The organism is Amycolatopsis sp. lyj-108, assembly GCF_046549005.1.
Taxonomy (GTDB): domain Bacteria; phylum Actinomycetota; class Actinomycetes; order Mycobacteriales; family Pseudonocardiaceae; genus Amycolatopsis.
Genome location: NZ_JAJPWQ010000002.1, coordinates 1,088,817 through 1,107,264 on the forward strand (window position 1 = coordinate 1,088,817; position 18,448 = coordinate 1,107,264).

The 18,448-nt window shown below is 68.6% G+C and carries 12 protein-coding genes; 8 read left to right on the forward strand and 4 right to left on the reverse strand.

What is annotated here, in order from left to right; genetic code table 11:
* Positions 1 to 225 precede the first annotated feature (225 nt).
* Together lysX and ACLJO0_RS11635 are read left to right on the forward strand one after the other, a co-directional pair.
* Positions 226 to 3,543: a bifunctional lysylphosphatidylglycerol synthetase/lysine--tRNA ligase LysX gene (gene lysX / locus ACLJO0_RS11630; protein ID WP_410578159.1), complete on the forward strand. Its 3,318-nt coding sequence runs from the start codon at positions 226 to 228 to the stop codon at positions 3,541 to 3,543.
* 72 nt (positions 3,544 to 3,615) lie between these two features.
* The gene (locus tag ACLJO0_RS11635; protein WP_410578161.1) at positions 3,616 to 4,203 is read left to right on the forward strand and encodes a DinB family protein; all 588 of its coding nucleotides are present in this window, start codon (positions 3,616 to 3,618) and stop codon (positions 4,201 to 4,203) included.
* 12 nt (positions 4,204 to 4,215) lie between these two features.
* Here the strand turns inward: ACLJO0_RS11635 and ACLJO0_RS11640 are convergent, their stop codons facing one another.
* Positions 4,216 to 4,752, reverse strand: coding sequence for a methylated-DNA--[protein]-cysteine S-methyltransferase (locus tag ACLJO0_RS11640; RefSeq protein ID WP_410578163.1), 537 nt, complete (start codon positions 4,750 to 4,752; stop codon positions 4,216 to 4,218).
* Positions 4,753 to 4,843: 91 nt separating this feature from the next.
* Here ACLJO0_RS11640 and ACLJO0_RS11645 point away from each other — a divergent pair, with 91 nt between their 5' ends.
* On the forward strand, positions 4,844 to 5,470 hold the full coding sequence (locus ACLJO0_RS11645) for a VOC family protein (protein WP_410578165.1): 627 nt from the start codon (positions 4,844 to 4,846) through the stop codon (positions 5,468 to 5,470).
* Here the strand turns inward: ACLJO0_RS11645 and ACLJO0_RS11650 are convergent.
* Together ACLJO0_RS11650 and secA2 are read right to left on the reverse strand one after the other, a co-directional pair.
* Complete coding sequence (locus ACLJO0_RS11650; protein WP_410578167.1) at positions 5,441 to 7,198, reverse strand: NAD+ synthase; 1,758 nt, start codon at positions 7,196 to 7,198, stop codon at positions 5,441 to 5,443. The genes ACLJO0_RS11645 and ACLJO0_RS11650 overlap by 30 nt on opposite strands.
* Positions 7,199 to 7,356: 158 nt before the next feature.
* Positions 7,357 to 9,684 (reverse strand): accessory Sec system translocase SecA2, encoded by a 2,328-nt coding sequence (secA2, locus tag ACLJO0_RS11655; protein WP_410578169.1) that lies wholly within the window; start codon positions 9,682 to 9,684, stop codon positions 7,357 to 7,359.
* 149 nt (positions 9,685 to 9,833) lie between these two features.
* On the opposite strand from secA2, the gene ACLJO0_RS11660 reads away from it, so the two are divergent.
* Entirely contained in the window at positions 9,834 to 11,405 is a 1,572-nt protein-coding gene (locus tag ACLJO0_RS11660; protein WP_410578247.1) for an alpha/beta hydrolase, read from the forward strand.
* Between the two features lie 52 nt (positions 11,406 to 11,457).
* Positions 11,458 to 13,008: an alpha/beta hydrolase gene (locus ACLJO0_RS11665; RefSeq protein WP_410578171.1), complete on the forward strand. Its 1,551-nt coding sequence runs from the start codon at positions 11,458 to 11,460 to the stop codon at positions 13,006 to 13,008.
* A gap of 21 nt (positions 13,009 to 13,029) precedes the next feature.
* Here the strand turns inward: ACLJO0_RS11665 and ACLJO0_RS11670 are convergent, their stop codons facing one another.
* Entirely contained in the window at positions 13,030 to 13,698 is a 669-nt protein-coding gene (locus ACLJO0_RS11670) for an LppX_LprAFG lipoprotein (protein ID WP_410578172.1), read from the reverse strand.
* Positions 13,699 to 13,786: 88 nt separating this feature from the next.
* Here ACLJO0_RS11670 and ACLJO0_RS11675 point away from each other — a divergent pair, with 88 nt between their 5' ends.
* The 3 genes from ACLJO0_RS11675 (at position 13,787) to ACLJO0_RS11685 (ending at position 18,041) form a co-directional block, all read left to right on the forward strand.
* Entirely contained in the window at positions 13,787 to 15,052 is a 1,266-nt protein-coding gene (locus tag ACLJO0_RS11675; RefSeq protein WP_410578173.1) for an MFS transporter, read from the forward strand.
* 68 nt (positions 15,053 to 15,120) lie between these two features.
* Positions 15,121 to 16,464 (forward strand): type I glutamate--ammonia ligase, encoded by a 1,344-nt coding sequence (glnA, locus tag ACLJO0_RS11680; RefSeq protein WP_037303423.1) that lies wholly within the window; start codon positions 15,121 to 15,123, stop codon positions 16,462 to 16,464.
* A gap of 14 nt (positions 16,465 to 16,478) precedes the next feature.
* The gene (locus ACLJO0_RS11685; RefSeq protein WP_410578175.1) at positions 16,479 to 18,041 is read left to right on the forward strand and encodes an amidase; all 1,563 of its coding nucleotides are present in this window, start codon (positions 16,479 to 16,481) and stop codon (positions 18,039 to 18,041) included.
* The last annotated feature ends 407 nt before the right edge of the window (positions 18,042 to 18,448 follow it).

Genomic DNA, 18,448 nt, shown 5'->3' on the forward strand with positions numbered 1-18,448 from the left:
CCCTCGAGGCCTCGAAGAGGTCCCCGGGTCGTGGAGCTGAACAGGCCAAGCGTGACATGCGGATATGACCGTCCCAAGGCCCTGCGACCAGCTTCACACCACGGCGTCACGCCCGCGGATGAGGAAATTCAGACCAGAGGATGATGATCGTTGACAACCACACAGGGTTGTGTGACGTCAAGTAGTACAGCTGTCGATCACCTGTGTGTAGCGCGAAGGGCCAGAATGGGAAACCCAGTGAGCCGAGTCTCGCCGTGGAAGGCGAGGGCCGGCGGAATCGTCGCCACCCTCGTGCAGCTCGCGGCCGTGTTCTCGGTGATCCTCCTGCTCGCCGGCGGCGTGAAGGGGCCAGTGCTCAAGACGGGTGACGTCGCCTTCTCGGCACTGAGCATCCCGACGAACGCGAGTCTCGTGATCGTTCTGCTACTCGTCGTCCTCGGCGCCGCGCTCCGCCGCCGCAAACGCGCCGCGCTCTACACACTGCTGTTGTTCCAGGTCGGCGGTCTGGCGGTGACGCTGGCCTTCCAGGCCGCTCTGCTGTGGTGGCCCGAGCTGCTGAAACTGGGGCCGTGGCAGGTCCGGCACATCCCGCACCAGGTGTGGGTGCTGGCGATCGCCGACCTGATCTCGATCGGCATGATCGTTTTCCTCTGGGTTCTGCGTCCCGCGTTCCCCGCCCGGCTCGCGCCGGGCGCTTGGCGCGACGGCTTCACGGTGCTTTTCGGCGGTTTGGCCGCGGTCATTCTCGTCGGCTGGGGCTTGAGCGAGGCCTTTCCCGGCCGGCTCGCCGACACCTGGGCGCGGTTCGCCTGGGTCGTCAACCACACGACCGGTGAGAACATCCAGCTGCGCCGGGTCGGCATCGGCGAAGGACCGGCCTGGCTCGACCTCGTGCTCGACCTCAGCGCGACGGCCGTCGCGACGGCGGCGTTGTACACGCTGTTCCGCGGCGTGCGTAGCCGTCGCTTGAGGACGGACGAGGAAGAACTGCGCGTACGTCGCCTTCTGGCCGAACACGGCGAAGACGACTCTCTGGGCTATTTCGCCACGAGGCGCGAGAAGAGTGTCGTTTTCTCGCCCAACGGCCGCGCCGCCGTGGCCTATCGCGTGCTCGCGGGCACCAGCGTCGCGAGCGCGGATCCCATCGGTGATCCCGACGCCTGGCCCGACGCGGTCCGCGCCTGGCTGAACGAGGCACGCACCTACGGCTGGACTCCCGGCGTGCTCGGCGCGAGCGAGCGCGGCGCGAAGGCTTATGCCGACGCGGGCCTGCGCGCGCTGGAAATCGGTGACGAAGCGGTTCTCGACGTGCGTGACTTCAGCCTCGCCGGGCCGGAACGCCGCTCGGTCCGCCAAGCGGTCAAACGGATCGAACGGGCCGGATACACCACGAAAGTCCGGCGCCACAGCGAAATCCCGGCCGACGAAATGGCGAGGCTGTTGCTGCACGCGCAGCAGTGGCGCGGCGCGGAGACCGAACGCGGGTTCTCGATGGCGCTCGGCAGGCTCGGCGATCCGAGCGACGGCCGCAGTGTGATGGTGGAGGCGTACGACGCCAAGGGCGAGCTTCGCGGCATGCTGTCGTTCGTGCCGTGGGGCCGTCGCGGCCTTTCCCTTGATCTGATGCGGCGTGACCGCGACGCCGAAAACGGGCTCAACGAATACATGGTCGCCGAGGTCGTGGCGGCCAGTTCGCACCTTGGCGCACAACGGATTTCGCTGAACTTCGCGATGTTCCGCGCGGTCTTCTCCGAGGGGGAGCGGATCGGCGCGGGCCCGGTGCTGCGCGCCTGGCGCGGCGTGCTCAGCATGGCGTCGCGGTTCTTCCAGCTGGAATCGCTCTACCGATCCAACGCCAAGTACGGCCCGGACTGGGAGCCGCGATTCCTGTGCTACTCCTCGGCTCGACGGCTGCCGCGGGTCGGCATCGTCGCCGGCGCGCTCGAAGGATTCGTCCCCACCGGACGGTCGGCGCGGGCGTTGAAACTGGAGACGGTCACCGATGAATTCGTGGCCGAGGTCCACCGCATCGAAGCGAACGCGGCCACTCCCGCGCCGAAACAGGTGCGGCGGCCCGACCAGGTTCGCGTGCGGATGGCGAAGCTGGATCGCTTGCGGGAAGCCGGGATCGACCCCTATCCGGTCGGTTTCGCCCGGGAGGATCTGCTCGGTGACGTCGTCTCGAAGTTCGGCGATCTGAGCCCGGACAGCAACACTGGCCACCGGGTCCGCGTCGCGGGGCGGGTGCTCGCGCTGCGCAACCTCGGCGGGCTCTGCTTCGCGCGGGTCAAGGACTTCAGCGGCGAAATCCAGCTCATGCTCGACGCCTCGGTACTCGACCTCGGCGGCTGGCGGCGGGGCGTCGACCTCGGCGACCATGTCGGCGTGAGCGGGCAGGTCGTGACGTCGCGGCGCGGGGAACTCTCGGTGCTCGTCGACGAGTGGACTGTCACGGCGAAGAGCCTGCATCCCTTGCCGGACAAGCGAAAGGGCCTCACCGACCCGGAGACGCGGGTGCGGCAGCGCTACCTCGACCTCGCGGTGAACCCGGATTCGACGGCGATGTTGCGGATGCGCTCGACCGTGGTGCGCGCCGTGCGGGAACGGCTGCACCAGGGTGACTACCTCGAAGTCGAGACGCCGATGCTGCAGACCGTGCACGGCGGCGCCAACGCCCGCCCGTTCATCACGCACATCAACGCCTACGACATGCGGATGTACCTGCGGATCGCCCCCGAGTTGTACCTGAAGCGGCTGTGTGTGGCCGGGGTCGAGCGCGTTTTCGAGCTCAACCGGAACTTCCGCAACGAAGGCGTCGACGCGACGCACAACCCCGAATTCACCATGTTGGAGGCGTACCAGGCGTACGCCGACTACAACACGATGCGGACTCTGACGCGGGAACTCGTGCAGTGCGCCGCGGAAGCCGCGTACGGCGCGCAGGTCGTTCGCCGTCCGGGGCCGGACGGGCAGGTCGTCGAGTACGACATCTCCGGTGACTGGCCGGTGATCCCGGTCCACGAAGCCGTTTCGGCGGCGCTCGGGGAGAAGATCGACGCGGGCACCTCGGTCGCCGAACTCCAGCGGTTCTGCCGTGCGGCGGGAGTGCCGGTGAACGATGACGCCGGGCACGGCGACCTCGTGCTGAAGGCGCACGAGCATCTGGTCGAGGGCGCGACCGTACTGCCGACGTTCTACACCGACTACCCGACCGACGTCTCGCCGCTGACCCGGCAACATCGCGTCGATCCCCGGCTGGCCGAGCGGTGGGACCTGATCGCGTTCGGCTCCGAGGTCGGCACGGCCTACACCGAGCTGACCGACCCGCTCGAGCAGCGGCGACGGCTGGAGGCCCAGTCGCTGCGCGCGGCGAGCGGGGACGTCGAGGCGATGGAACTGGACGAGGACTTCCTGCTCGCGCTCGAACACGGCATGCCGCCGACCGGCGGGCTCGGCATCGGCGTCGACCGGCTGCTGATGATGCTGACCGGGGCGTCGATCCGGCAGACGGTGCTGTTCCCGTTCGTCCGGCCGCAGGGCTAGCGGGAGAGGCCGAATCGCCGCAAGAAACCGGTGCCGGATGCCATGATCCCCTTCCCAACGGAAGGAGCCACCATGGCTGGAAACGTTCCCCCGGTAGCCGACGAGCGCGAAGGTCTCCTCGCGTACCTCGAGCAGCAGCGCCACGTCCTGCGGATCGCGGCGCACGGACTCACCGAAGAACAGGCCAGAGCCGTCCCGACCAGAAGCTCACTGAGCGTCGGCGGCCTGATCAAGCACACCGCGACCGTCGAAGACGGCTGGATCGACATCCTTCTCCAGAAGCCCTCGAAGCCGATGGACGAGACGATGAAGGAGTACGAAGCGGGCTACGTGATGAGCCCGGACGAGACGGTCGAAAGCGTCCTCGCGCGCTACGACGAGGTCGCCCGCCGCACCGCGGACGTCATCGCCGGTATCGCCGACCTCGGCCAGCCGGTCCCGGTGCCGAAGGGCGTGCCTTGGTACCCGCAGGACGTCGACGCGTGGTCGGTCCGCTGGGTGCTGCTCCACCTCATCGAGGAGACCGCGCGGCACGCCGGGCACGCCGACATCATCCGCGAGCACATCGACGGCGCGACGGCGATCCCGCTGATGGCCGCCGCGGAAGGCTGGCCGGAGACGCCTTGGCTCAAGCCCTGGTCGCCTGCCCCAAGCGACTAGAACCCCAAGCGACTAGAACAACGTCGGTTCGTCCGCCAAAGCGCCTTCGATGACCAGCATCCGGCGCTTGGTGGCGACCCCGCCGCGCGCGGAGAACCCGCCGTCCTTGCCTCCCGCGGCGAGCACGCGGTGGCACGGCACGATGATCGGGAACGGGTTCCGGCCCATCGCCTGCCCCACGGCCTGTGCCCCGCCGGGCATGCCGAGGATGTTCGCGATGTCGCCGTACGTCAGCGTCTTGCCCGCGGGGATCGTGCGGATGAACTCGTACACCTTGTGGTGGAAGTCCGGTACTCCTTCGTAATCGAGGTCGACACCGGTGAGGTCCGTGCGCTTGCCGTCCATCAACGAGATGATCCCGTCGATCGCGTGCTGGACCTCGCCCGGCGGCGTGGATTCAGCCGCTTCGGGAAGGCGCGTGGTCAGTCGCGCCCTCGTCTTCTCTTCACTGCCCTCGGGAAGCTGGACCGCGACGACCCCGCGTTCGCTCCACGCGATGCCGCAGTCGCCGATCGCGGTGCCGAACACGGAGTAGCCCGGTGCCGTCATGTGCCCAGGGTACGAGACCGGTCCGACGGTTTTCGGGTTCACCACCATGCCGCGGTGCCGCCGGAGCGGCGGCTGCGGTAGGAGTATGGGCATGAGCGACCTCGTGCTTGATCACCTCGTGTACGCCGGGCCGGACCTCGAAGAGGCCGTCGCGCGCGTCGCCGAGCTGACCGGCGTCACGCCTGTACGCGGCGGAAGGCATATCGGTTTCGGTACGGCCAACTACCTGGCCGATCTGGGTGCCGGTGCCTATCTCGAGGTGGTCGGCCCCGACCCGGATCAACCCGAGCACATCGGACCGCGCCCGTTCGGCGTCGATGAGCTGACCGCGCCCGCCCTGGTCACCTGGGCCGCACGTGTCGAAGGTATCGACGAGGCGATCGCCGAAGCGCGCGAACGCGGCTACGACCCGGGCGAAGCGTCCGAGATGTCGCGGACCACCGATGACGGCGAACTGCTGACCTGGCATCTCACCGGCGCGGGCGGTCTCGGCGGACTCGCGCCGTTCCTCATCGACTGGGGGAGCACCCCGCATCCGACGACACGGGGCCTTCCGTCCATTCCGCTGCTCATGGTCACCGGCGTCCACCCCGAGCCGGCCGCGGTCGAAGCCGCGGTCCGCGCGCTCGGGATGGACATGCTCGTCCGGCGCGACACGAAGCCCGGCCTGGTGGCCGTGCTGACGAACTCAGCCGGGAAGCAGGTCGCGCTGAGCTGAGCGGGTCACGACAGTGCCCTCGCGCCAGCCGTTGGTCATCGGCAGCCGCCGGTCCCGCCCGAACGCCTTGAACGTGATCTTGGTGCCCGGCGGGTACTGGCGGCGCTTGTATTCGGCCTTGTCGACCATCCGCACCACGCGGTCGATGGTCTCCGGCTCGAAGCCCGCGTCGACCAGGTCGACGTAACCGCGGTCGCCCTCGATGTAGTCGTCGAGGATGTCGTCGAGCATCAGGTAGTCGGGCAGCGAGTCGCTGTCCAGCTGCCCCGGCCGCAGCTCGGCCGACGGCGGTTTGGTGATCGAGTTCTCCGGGATCGGCGGGGTTTCGCCGTTCTTCTCGGCTTCCGCGTTGCGCCACTTGGCCAGATGCCAGACGTGGGTCTTGAACAGGTCCTTGATCGGCGCGAAGGCCCCGACGGCGTCGCCGTAGATCGTCGAGTAGCCGACGGCGAGCTCGGTCTTGTTGCCGGTGGCGAGCACCAGATGACCGTCCTGATTGGACAGTGCCATCAGCAGCATGCCGCGGACACGGGCCTGGATGTTCTCTTCGGCGAGGCCGGTCAGCTGAAGCTGCTCGACATAGACCTTGACCATGTCCGCGATCGGCTCGACGCGGTAGTGCGCGCCGATGCGCCGGGCGAGGTCCTCGGCGTCGCCCTTCGAATGCTCCGAGGAGTACTCCGAAGGCATCGAAACGCCGTAGACGTTGTCGCCGCCCAGCGCGTCGGCGGCCAGCGCCGCCACGACCGCCGAGTCGATGCCGCCGGAGAATCCGAACGTCACCGACGAGAAGCCGTTCTTGTGCACGTAGTCGCGCAGGCCGACGACCAGCGCGTGCCACACCTCGGCTTCGTCCGACAGCGGCTCGCTGATCGCGGACTCGTTGCGCGCGCTGTACGCCGGAACAGGGTCCTCGCTGAGCACGCGGCGCTTGACCCGGAGGCCTTCGAACTCGCCCTCGGCGGTGTGCCCACCCGACTCGAGGTCCGTGTCGACGACGAGCAGGTGCTCGACGAACTGCGGCGCGCGCGCCAGCAACCGGCCGTCGGCGCCGACCACGATCGAGTCGCCGTCGAAGACGAGGTCGTCCTGCCCGCCGATCTGGTTCGTGTACACGAGCGGCGCGCCGGCCTCGGCCGCGCGGCGGGCGATGAGCGGCAGGCGGATGTCGTCCTTCGCACGTTCGTAAGGCGAAGCGTTGGGCGCGACCACGAGGTCCACGCCGGCCTTGCCCAGCGCGGAGATCGGGCCGCCGTCCTGCCAGACGTCCTCGCAGATCACCATGCCGACGTCGACGCCGTGGAAGCGGACGACTTCGAGATCGTGGCCCGGCTTGAACCAGCGGTGCTCGTCGAAGACGCCGTAGTTGGGCAAGTGGTGCTTGAACTGGCGGGCGACCACCTCGCCGCGGTACAGCGCGGCCGCCGCGTCGCGCGGGCCGGTCTCGTCCAGGTCGAGGTACCCGACGTAGGTGAGCACCTCGCCGCATCCGGCGTCTTCGAGCCGCTTGGCGAGCGCTTCGACCATCTGCTTCGAGGCAGAGGCGAAGGTCGGGCGGAGGGAGAGGTCCTCGACGGGGTAGCCGGTGAGGGACATCTCCGGGAAGACGACGATGTGGGCGCCTGCTTCGGCGGCTTTGCGAGTCCACTCGACGGTGAGCTCGGCGTTGCCTTCGAGGTCCCCGACGGTGGTGTTGACCTGGGCCAGTGCGATGCGCAGTTGCGGCATGCCGACATTCTCACCCACCGGCGTCCGCGGGGACGACCGGATGTGCCGAATCGCCCACCTGGGGACGGCCGGGCGAAAAGAGAGCGGGGGACCTTTGCTATCGCTCTCCGGAAGAGAGTGATAGCAAAGGTCCCCCGCTCCCTGCTCAGGACCGCGCGCTACTTCCGCTTGATCATGCTCCGCACCTTCTTGATGGTCTGCTCGAAGTCGGAGTCGAACGGGTTGTCGTGCACCAGGTAGGTCCACGTCGTGTTCGCCCGCCGCACGCCCGCGTCACCGAGGTCGATCCCGTTCTCGGTGATCTCGGCCTCCTCGAGCGTCTTCGCCGCCCGCTCGGCCGCCTCCGGGATGATCTTGTGGAACTCGGGGATCGCCGCGCGGTGGAACTCGTCGATCGGCGTCTCCCGCGCCAGCGCCCGCAGGTGGATGCTCTCCCGCACGTCCGTCAGGAACGCCAGGTGGTCCGACCACAGCTGGTCGATGTGGAAGAGCAGCACTTCCCGGCACAGCTGGTGGACACGGGCCTCGTCGTCGACGGCCTCCGAAAGCTCCTTGAACTTCTCCGGGTGCGCCTTCTCCAGCACCTCCGCCGCGTGCGCGGTCCGCAGCACCTTGTCCCGGTGCTCGAGCAGCTCGCCACGCTGCCGCTCGATCAGCCGCGTGTAGCGCCAGGTGTTCCGGTGGATCTCCAGGTCGACACCCTCGGCGACACGCTGCGCGTGGTTGATCTGCCGCAGCGCCGCCGGGTCGACGATCTCGCCGCTGCCCACGTCGGAGCTGATGCCCTCGGGGATGTCCGGCGCGTTCGACAGCACGAGTTCGTCGTTCAGGCTGGCGAAGAACACCGCGCTGCCCGGGTCGCCCTGCCGTCCGGAGCGGCCGCGCAGCTGGCCGTCCAGCCTGCTCGACGGGTACCGGGCGGTGCCGATCACGTGCAGGCCGCCCAGTTCGACGACCTCGTCGCGGCCGTCGCCGTCCTTGCCGCCCAGCCGGATGTCGGTACCGCGACCGGCCATCTGGGTCGAGACGGTGACCGCGCCCTTCTTGCCGGCGTCGGCGATGATCGCGGCTTCCTCGGCGTCGTTGCGCGCGTTGAGCACGACGCATTCGAGGTCGGCCTTCGCCAGCTTCTCGGCCAGCTCTTCGGATTCGGCGACGTCCTGGGTGCCGACGAGGATCGGCCGCCCGGACTCGTGCACCCGCCGGATCTCCTCCTCGATCGCGCGCAGTTTCTGCGACGGCGACCCGAAGATCCGGTCCTCCTGGTCTTCGCGGATGTTCGGTGTGTTCGGCGGGATGACCGCGACCTCGAGCTTGTAGAACTCGCGCAGCTGCTCGGCGACCGCGACCGCGGTACCGGTCATCCCCGCGACCTCGGGATACCGCGCGAGCAGCGCCTGCACGGTGATCGAGTCGAGGATCTCGCCCCGGTCGGTCGCCTTGACCTGCTCCTTCGCCTCGACGGCGGCCTGGAGGCCGTCCGGCCAGCGCTGCAGTTCGGCGACGCGGCCGCGCGCGGCGTTGATCAGCTGCACCTTGCCGTCGCGCACGAGATAGTCGACGTCGCGGGTGAGCAGCGCGTGCGCGTGCAGCGCCACGTTCACCGCGGGCAGCCTGTCCGAGCCCGTCTCGTCGTAGAGGTTGATGTCGTCGCCGAGGGCCTTCTCGACCACCGACGCGCCCGCCTTGGTCAGCCAGGCGTTGCGGCCGTCGGCGTCGGTCTCGTAGTGCAGCCCGAGCCGCAGCCGTCGCACGATGTTCGCGACCTCTTCGTCGGCGTCGGTGTGGTCGATCGACCCCGCCATCACCAGCGGCACGCGGGCCTCGTCGACCAGCACGGAGTCCGCTTCGTCGACGATCGCCACCTCGGGCTCGCGCTGGACCAGGTCCTCTTCGCGGGTCACCAGGCGGTCGCGCAGCACGTCGAAGCCGATCTCGCTGACGGCGCCGTATGTGACTTCCTTCGCGTACGCCTCGCGGCGCTCGTCGCGGGTGTGAGCGGGCTCGATCCAGCCGACGGAAACGCCGAGCAGGTCGTAGATCGGGCCCATCCATTCCGCGTCACGACGGGCGAGGTAATCGTTCACCGTGACGACGTGGACGTGCTTCCCGCGCAGGGCGTACCCGGCGCCGGCCAGCGCACCGGCCAGCGTCTTGCCCTCACCGGTCTCCATCTGCACGATATGCCCGCTGAGCAGGCCCATCGTGCCCAGCAGCTGGACGTCGAAGGCGCGCTCGCCGAGGGCCCGCCGCGCGGCCTCACGACCGAGGGCGCAGACCTCGACCAGCTGGTCGTTGCCGAAGGAAGCGGCGTCGCGAAGCTTGCCGGCCCGCTCTGTCAGCTCCTCGTCGGAGAGCTTCTCCAACTCGGGCTCGAGCTTCTCGATGGCCGGCAGCAGCGCTTCGTAGCGGGTCAGCTCGACGCTGCCCGGCCGCTGGATGATCCGGCGCAGCTTCTTGCCCACCCGGCTGATCAGTGCTGCCACCCCTGTGCTCCCGTCTGCTCTTCTGCCGTCCGCACTCGTATCACCAACGCGGTGGTGGTGCGGCCGAGTTCCACGGCCGATGGCACGATCCAACCGTGTCCACTCATGTCAGCGCCAGGTCCCGTGCCCGTCGATTCGCCGCGATCACGCTGTCCGGCCTGCTCGCCGTCACTTTCGCCGCGTGCTCGTCGGGAGAGGGTAGAACTCAGCCGCCGCCTCCGGCCACCGAGTCGCACGCTCCGACCGGACCGGTGCCCGCGGGACTCGAGAAGTTCTACGGGCAGAGTCTGACCTGGGCCGACTGTGCACCCTACGCGACATCCGATGACGCAAAAGCGGCGTTTCGAGTGAAGGACGCACAATGTGCCCGGCTGACCGTCCCGCTCGACTACGCGAAACCTGAAGGCGACTCGATCACGCTCGGTCTCCTGCGCCGGAAGGCACTGGAAACCGACGAAAGGATTGGGGCGCTCGTGGTCAATCCCGGCGGCCCCGGCGCTTCCGGGATGGCGGCCGCGGCCGGTCTCGCCTCCCGGACGTCGACGAACGCGCTGGGCAAACGCTTCGACATCGTCGGTTTCGACCCGCGCGGCATCGGCGCGAGCCAGCCGCAGATCCGCTGCCTGACCGACACCGAACGCGACGCGGACCGGGCGGACGACAGCGAGACGGACGGGTCACCCGAGGGAGTGAAAAAGCAGGAGACCGAGTCCCAGTACTTCGCGGCCAAGTGCGCCGAACGGACCGAACACGGCCCCTCGATGCTCGCGAACGTGGGCACCCGTGAAGTCGTGAAAGACATGGACGTCCTGCGGTCGGTCCTCGGCGATCCGAAACTGAACTACCTCGGCTACTCCTACGGGACGCGGATCGGATCCGCCTACGCGGAGGCGTTCCCGGCGAACGTCCGCGCGCTGGTGCTCGACGGGGCCGTCGACCCGGAGCAGGACGCGGTGGAGTCGCTCGTCGCGCAGGGGCAGGGCTTCGGCAAGGCGTTCGGGGAGTTCTCGAACTGGTGCGCCGCGCGTGAGGACTGCGCGCTGGGGCGCGACGCCGCCGGCGTGACGAAGGCGTTCCAGGACCTGGTGCGGCCGCTGATCGACTTCCCGGTGCCGGTCAGCGACGGCCGGAAACTGTCGTACGAGGACGCGACGACAGGGGTGATACAGGCCCTCTACCAGGAAGATCTCTGGGAACCGCTGAACACCGCGCTCAACGACCTGAAGCGCCAGCGCGGTGACAGCCTGGAGAAACTGGCCGATCTCTACAACGAACGCGGCGCCGATGGCCGCTACGGGACGACGCAGGACGCGTTCGTCGCGATCAGGTGCGTCGACGACCCGCGGGTCACCGACCCGGCGAAGCTCCTCGACGCGCAGAAGCGATACGCGCAGGCGGCGCCGTTCCTCGACGACGGCAAACCGGACGGTTCCGCGCGCGACGCCTGCGCCTTCTGGCCCGTGCCGAACACCTCGGAGCCGCACCTGCCCAATGTCGAGGGCCTGCCGAAGACGCTGGTCATCTCGACCACGAACGACCCGGCGACCCCGTATCAGGCGGGCGTCAACCTCGCGAAAGCGATCAAGGGAGCTTTGCTGACGTTCGAGGGCAACCAGCACACGGTGTTCCTCCAGGGCGTCTCGTGTGTCGACAAGATCGGCATCGATTACCTGGTGGACGGCGCCTTGCCGAACGAAGGCACCCGCTGCACCGCCAAGTAACGAGTTCGGTGCGAAGGCCCCTGACCGGCCGGGACGCTGCGAAGATCGCGAGATGAGCCTTCGCCGCGTTCCGGCCGTGCTCGTTGTCGCCGTGCTGGTCGCTTCCTGCACGACGCAGCAGCCGCAGCCCGTGCCGACGGCGTCTCCGACGACCACCGTGTCGCCGACTCCGGACCCGAAGGCGCTCGAGAAGTTCACCCGGCAGGAGCTGGCGTGGGGTGCGTGCGCGTCTTTCGCGGACAAGGCGTTCGACTGCGCGAAGCTCACCGTGCCACTCGACTACCTGAAGCCGGACGGCGAGACGATCTCGATCGGCGTTCTCCGGCACAAGACGAAGAAGGTCGAAAGGCGGATCGGCTCCCTCGTACTCAACCCCGGCGGTCCCGGTGGATCAGGCGTCTCCGCCGCCGCACGGATCGCGAAGTCCCGGCCGGCGGCGGCACTCGCCGAGCGATTCGACATCGTCGGATTCGATCCGCGCGGTGTCGGGACCAGCGATCCGAAGCTCGTCTGCCTCACCGACACCGAACGCGACGCGGACCGCGCCGAGGATTCCGAAAGCGACTCGACGCCCGACGGGATCGCGAAGCAACTCGCCGACGCCAGGACGTACGCCGCGAAGTGTGCCGAGCGCACGAAGCACGGTAAAGAGCTGCTCGCCAACATCGGGACGAGGGACGTCGTCCGCGATCTCGACGTCCTGCGCTCGGCTCTCGGCGACGAGAAGCTCACCTACCTGGGCTTTTCGTACGGCACGCAGATCGGGACCGCCTATGCCGAGGCCTACCCGGACAAGGTGCGGGCGTTGCTCCTCGACGGTGCGGTGGATCCCGAACTCGACACTGCGGAGTCGCTGGTCACCCAGATGGCGGGCTTCCAGAACACGTTCGCCGAATTCGGCAGGTGGTGCGTCGCTCGCGAGGACTGTGCGCTCGGCCGTGACGCGAGCGCGGTGACGAAGGTGTTCCAGGACCTGGTCCGGCCGCTGATCACCGAACCGGTGCCCGCGGGTACCCGCAAGCTCTCCTTCGAGGACGCCATCACCGGGACCAGCGCCGCGTTGTACTCGGCCGACGCGTGGAAGTTCCTCAACGACGGGCTCGCCGAGCTGAACCGGGGGAGCGGCAAAACCCTGGTCGCGCTCGCCGACAACTACTACGGCCGCGAGACGGACGGCCGGTACACCGGGATCCTCGACGTGTACTTCGCGGTGCGCTGCGTCGACAGCACGCGGATCGCCGACAGGCGCGTCATCGAGGGCGCCCACCAGCGGATGCTCCAGGGCGCGCCATTCCTCGCCGGCGGCACCCCGGACATGAGTGAACTCGACATCTGCTCGGTGTGGCCGGTGCCCGCCACCTCCGAGGTCCACAAGCCGGACATCGACGGCCTGCCGCGGCCGCTGGTCATCTCGACCACCGACGACCCGGCGACCCCGTACGCGTCCGGCGTGAACCTGGCCCGAGACCTCAAGGGAGCTTTGCTGACGTTCGAGGGCGCGCAGCACACCGTCTTCCTCGACGGCAACGAGTGCGTCGACAGCGCCGGCTTCGCGTACTTGATCGACGGCGAGCTACCCGCTCCCGACACCCGCTGCTCCTAGCGGGGGAGCAAGGGACCTTTGCTATCGCCCGTCCCCGATGACCACCGCGTTATGCCTGGTCAACGCCAGTTCCAGCATCACCGCGAACTCCTCCGGCTTCGTCGGCGGCACCTGCAGCCACACCCGCACCAGCCGTCGCGGCTCGTCCCGCGAAATCCACAGCTTCACGAACACGTCCGACTTGATCTCCGGCACGATCCCGCCGATCACCGCGGCCGGCACCTTCGCGGCGATCCGGAACGAATCGGTGTCCTGCACCCGCTCCCACCGCTCGCCCCGCAGGTCGGTCGCCCCGGTCAGCAGCCGCCGAAGCCCGCCTTCAGCCCCGAGCATCGCTTCAGGCGTGTACGGCGCCGAAGCCGGAAGCACCCGCTCCCCGCCAGGCCCACTGAGCATGATCTCCGAGCCGGACAGCCGGTACTCGACCTTCCTCCGTCCGAAGTCGTCCTGCAGGTCGGCATTACCGGCCGCGCCACCCTCGAGGCTGACCTCGCCGTCGAGCCCGCGCACCGGCAGCCCGGTGACGACGCCGTTCACTCCGAGCGTGAACCGCACGCTGCGCAACGAGACGAGGGAGTCGGCCGCCGCGCTCACGTAGTCCTGGGCAGGCGGCAACGGGGGTGACCCCGCGCAGCCGCCGATGAGCCCGATGGTGAGCAGCAGCGCAGGCACGAGGTGACGGCAGCGCATGGCCAGAGCCTATGGCTTGGCCCGAATCTTTCGCACAGTGTCCTTCCAGCCGCTTCCGCCGGGGGCCGCCGCCGATGACGCTGTACCCGTGCAATCTGAGACCCGGCTCCACCGCGCGTGGTTCGTCGCCGCCGCCGCTTTCATCGCCCTGCTCGCCGCCGCCGGTTTCCGCGCGGCCCCCGGCGTGCTCATCGACCCGCTTCACAACGAGTTCGGCTGGTCGCGCGCGACGATCGCGTCGGCCGTCTCCGTGAACCTCGTGCTCTACGGCCTCTTCTCGCCCTTCGCGGCAGCTCTCATGGAGCGCTTCGGCATGCGACGCGTCGCCTCGACAGCGCTGTGCGTCGTCGCGATCGGCGCGGGCGGCACGGTGTTCATGAACGCGAGCTGGCAGCTCATCCTCTGCTGGGGTGTCCTGGTCGGCGTCGGCACCGGCTCGATGGCGATGAGTTTCGCCGCGACGGTCGCCGCCCGCTGGTTCGTCCGCAGCCGCGGCGTCGTCACCGGGGTCCTCACCGCGGCGGGCGCCACCGGCCAGCTGATCTTCCTCCCGATCGTGGCCAACCTCGCCGTCGACGAAGGCTGGCGCACGGCGTCGCTCGTCATCGCCATCGCCGCGCTGGCCGTCGTCCCCGTCGTCCTTCTGGTGGTCCGCGATCACCCGTCCGACGTCGGAACGACCGCGTACGGCGCGGAGCCCGGCGAAGCCGCCCCCGTCACTCGCACGGGTGGTTCCGCCCGTCGCGCGCTCTCGGTCCTCGGCTCGGCGGCGCGCACGAGGACGTTCTGGCTGCTCGCCGTCGGTTTCGCGATCTGCGGCGCCACGACGAACGGCCTGGTCAGCACCCATTTCGTCCCCGCGGCGCACGACCACGGCATGCCACAGACGACCGCCGCCGGCCTGCTCGCCCTCGTCGGGATCTTCGACGTCGCGGGCACGATCGCCTCCGGCTGGCTCACCGACCGGGTGGACCCGCGGATCCTGCTCGGCGTCTACTACGCCCTTCGCGGCGTTTCGCTCGCCCTGCTCCCGCAGTTGTTGAGCGGAACGGTGGAGCCGAGCATGTGGGCGTTCATCGTCTTCTACGGACTCGACTGGGTGGCGACGGTCCCGCCCACCGTCGCGCTCTGCGTCCGGCAATACGGCGCCGCCGGGCCGATCGTCTTCGGCTGGGTCTTCGCCAGCCACCAGCTCGGCGCTGGTCTGGCGGCTTTCGGCGCCGGCGCGATCCGCGATTCGTCGGGCAGCTACGCGCTCGCCTGGTACATCGCGGCAGGCCTCGCCGTGCTCGCTTCGGTCGCTTCGCTGGCGATCACCAAGGCCGCGAAACCCGAACCGGTCCTCGTGGGGTGATCCACCACTTCCGGTCGATCGGCGCGTCGCGAAACATGTCGTTAACACGTTCTCGTTAGGGTGCGGCCATGGATCGCCAGCAGGAGTTCGTGCTCCGTACCTTGGAAGAGCGCGACATCCGTTTCGTCAGGCTCTGGTTCACGGATGTGCTGGGGTTCCTCAAGTCCGTCGCGGTGGCGCCGGCCGAACTCGAGGGCGCCTTCAGCGAAGGGATCGGCTTCGACGGATCGGCCATCGAAGGGTTCGCGCGTGTCTACGAATCCGACATGGTCGCGAAGCCCGACCCGGCCACATTCCAAGTCCTGCCCTGGGAGACTCCGGACGGCGGCCCGTACTCGGCGCGCATGTTCTGCGACATCGCGATGCCGGACGGCTCCCCGTCCTGGGCGGACCCTCGGCACGTTCTGCGCAGGCAGCTCTCGAAGGCGGCCGAAGCGGGCTTCACCTGCTACGTCCATCCCGAAATCGAGTTCTTCCTGCTCGCAAGCCTGCCGGACGACGGCAGCGAACCCGAGCCCGCGGACAACGGCGGCTATTTCGACCAGGCCAGCCACGCGACGGCGACACACTTCCGCCGCCACGCCATCGAGACGCTCGAAGCGATGGGGATCTCGGTCGAGTTCAGCCACCACGAGGGCGCGCCCGGCCAGCAGGAGATCGACCTCCGGTACGCCGACGCGCTGACCATGGCCGACAACGTGATGACCTTCCGGTACGTCGTCAAGGAGGTCGCGCTCACTCAAGGTGTCCGCGCGACGTTCATGCCGAAGCCGTTCACCAACCAGCCGGGTTCCGGGATGCACACCCACGTGAGCCTGTTCGAGGGTGATCGCAACGCCTTCTACGACGCCGAAGACCCGTACGAGTTGTCAGCGACGGGTAAAGCTTTCGTGGCGGGGCTGTTGCACCACGCGAAGGAGATCTCGGCGGTCACCAACCAGTGGGTGAACTCCTACAAACGGCTGATCAGCGGCAGTGAAGCCCCGACGACCGTCTCCTGGGGCCGCGCGAACCGCTCCGCACTGGTCAGGGTGCCGATGTACTCGCCCGGCAAGGCGTCGTCACGCCGCGTGGAGATCCGCACGCTGGACTCCGCGTGCAACCCCTACCTGGCGTACTCGGTCATCCTGGCCGCCGGTCTCAAGGGCATCGAGAAGGGTTACGAGCTCCCTCCGCCCGCCGAGGACAACATCTGGCAGCTCTCGGACGCCGAGCGTCGCGCGGCCGGATACGCCCAGCTCCCGCAGAACCTCGGCGAGGCGCTGTCCGAGATGGAGAAATCGGAACTTCTGCCCGAAGCGCTCGGAGAGCACGTTTACGACTTCTTCCTGCGCAACAAACGTGTTGAATGGGATAACTACCGCAGCGCGGTGACCCCGTACGAGCTGCGGACCCTGCTTCCGGTTCTCTAGACGAAGGAGACCTGATGGTGCGGCGACCGGTGTTCAGAGTTCTGACGACCTTGGTCGCCGCGACCATCGCGGCAGCAGCCGCGCCGGCGGCGTCCGCCGCCGGGAGGCCTCTCGATCTCGACGCCGCCGACATCCCCGCGCTCCAGGCCCGGATGTCCTCCGGACGGCTGACCGCGGTCGGTCTGACCTCGGCTTATCTCGATCGCATCCACAAGGTCGACCGGAAGGTGAACGCGGTCATCGCGGTCAATCCGGCCGCGGTCGCGCAAGCCGCGGAGAGCGACGTCCGGCGTCGCGCCGGCAAGACGCGCGGGCCGCTGGACGGCATCCCGGTCCTGGTGAAGGACAATGTCGACACCCGCTCCATACAGACGACGGCGGGTTCGCGCGCATTGCGCAGCAAGCCCGCGAAGGACGCGACCTTGATCCGCCGTCTGCGTGACGCGGGCGCGGTGGTCCTCGGCAAGGCGAACTTGTCCGAATGGGCGAACTTCCGCGCCGCCAAACCTACTTCCGGGTGGTCAGGCGTCGGTGGGCAGACGAACAACCCGTACGTGCTCGATCGCAACCCCTGTGGGTCGTCCGCCGGTTCCGCCGCGGGTATCGCCGCGTCGCTCGCCCAGGTCGCGATCGGCAGCGAGACCGACGGCTCGATCGTCTGCCCGGCCGGGATGACCTCGACGGTGGGGCACAAACCGAGCCTCGGCCTGGTCAGCCGCACCGGCGTGGTGCCGATTTCGGCCGAACAGGACACCGCCGGCCCGATGGCCAGGCACGTCGTCGACGTCGCGCTGACCCTGTCCGCACTGCAGGGCCGTGACCCGAGCGACCCGGCCACCGGCGCATACCCGCCGAACCAGCCGACCGACTACGCCGCGCACCTCCGGCCCGGCGTGCTGAAGGGCTCCCGGATCGGACTCTGGCGTCTGCCGGTCCTCGGTCCGGACGTCGACGCCGTGCTGACGCGAACCAGGAACTCGCTGGTCAAGGCAGGCGCCGAGGTCGTCGAGGTGACGCCGCCGTACCAGGCGAGACTCGGCGAACTGGAGTTCCCGGCCCTGCTCACCGAGTTCCACCGGGACATCGACCGCTACCTGGCCACGCGCCCCGAAGGCCCGCGCGACCTCGCGGCGCTGATCGACTACAACCGCTCCGACCCGCTGGAGCAGACCTGCTTCGCCGGGCAGGAACTCTTCGAACAGGCACTCGCCGCGCCCGGCCCGTCCGATCCCGGCTACCTGGCGATGCGCCGTGAGCTCACCGACCTGGCGAAACGCTCGATCGACGAGACCCTCGCCAAGTACCGCCTGGACGCGATCGCCGCGCCCACGAACCCGCCAGCCTGGAAGACCGACTGCAAGACCGGCGACAACGACGTGATCCCGTCGTCCACGCCGGCCGCCGTCTCGGGCTACCCCGCGGTGACCGTGCCCGCCGGTTTCGTCGGCGAGCTCCCGGTGGGTGTCTCGTTCATGGCGGGGCAGTGGACGGACGCCCGAGTGCTCGCCTACGCGGCCGACTTCGAACGCGTCGCACCCGCCCGCAAACCGCCCCGCTACCTGAAGACCGTCGGATGAGGGCGGTTCACGCCGGCTGACCTGCGGCGATGTCGTTAAGTGACCCCCCTGTTTTCAGGGGGGTCCGGGGCATGTAATCTTCTCTTCGTCGCCAGGAACACCGGGCCGCCGGGGCCGAAAGCCCCGAGGCAAGGAACCAGGGCCGAGCGGGTTGACACCGCGAACCGGACCAGGTAATGTTCAGCGTCGGCCCACGAGCGGCCGCCGACCCCCTACGGCTAACAGCGTAGGATTCGGCATGCTCGACCAAAAGCCTGTGAATATCGCTTTGAAACAAAGCGTGTTGCTTGAGAACTCAACAGTGTGCTAGTGAACTAAGCCAGTAGAGCTTATGTATTTGAACCTCGTTTGAGGTTCCTTTGAGAGCAAGAAAATTTTGCCTCGATTGAATTCGAAGACATTGTTGG

What these genes read in the sequence shown, in the direction of transcription:
- lysX (WP_410578159.1), top strand. Translation starts at nt 226, where the DNA reads ATGGGAAACCCAGTGAGCCGAGTCTCGCCGTGGAAGGCGAGGGCCGGC.
- ACLJO0_RS11645 (WP_410578165.1), top strand. Translation starts at nt 4,844, where the DNA reads ATGAGCGACCTCGTGCTTGATCACCTCGTGTACGCCGGGCCGGACCTC.
- glnA (WP_037303423.1), top strand. Translation starts at nt 15,121, where the DNA reads ATGGATCGCCAGCAGGAGTTCGTGCTCCGTACCTTGGAAGAGCGCGAC.
- ACLJO0_RS11650 (WP_410578167.1), bottom strand. Translation starts at nt 7,198, where the DNA reads ATGCCGCAACTGCGCATCGCACTGGCCCAGGTCAACACCACCGTCGGG.
- ACLJO0_RS11670 (WP_410578172.1), bottom strand. Translation starts at nt 13,698, where the DNA reads ATGCGCTGCCGTCACCTCGTGCCTGCGCTGCTGCTCACCATCGGGCTC.
- ACLJO0_RS11685 (WP_410578175.1), top strand. Translation starts at nt 16,479, where the DNA reads ATGGTGCGGCGACCGGTGTTCAGAGTTCTGACGACCTTGGTCGCCGCG.
- ACLJO0_RS11640 (WP_410578163.1), bottom strand. Translation starts at nt 4,752, where the DNA reads ATGACGGCACCGGGCTACTCCGTGTTCGGCACCGCGATCGGCGACTGC.
- ACLJO0_RS11635 (WP_410578161.1), top strand. Translation starts at nt 3,616, where the DNA reads ATGGCTGGAAACGTTCCCCCGGTAGCCGACGAGCGCGAAGGTCTCCTC.
- ACLJO0_RS11665 (WP_410578171.1), top strand. Translation starts at nt 11,458, where the DNA reads ATGAGCCTTCGCCGCGTTCCGGCCGTGCTCGTTGTCGCCGTGCTGGTC.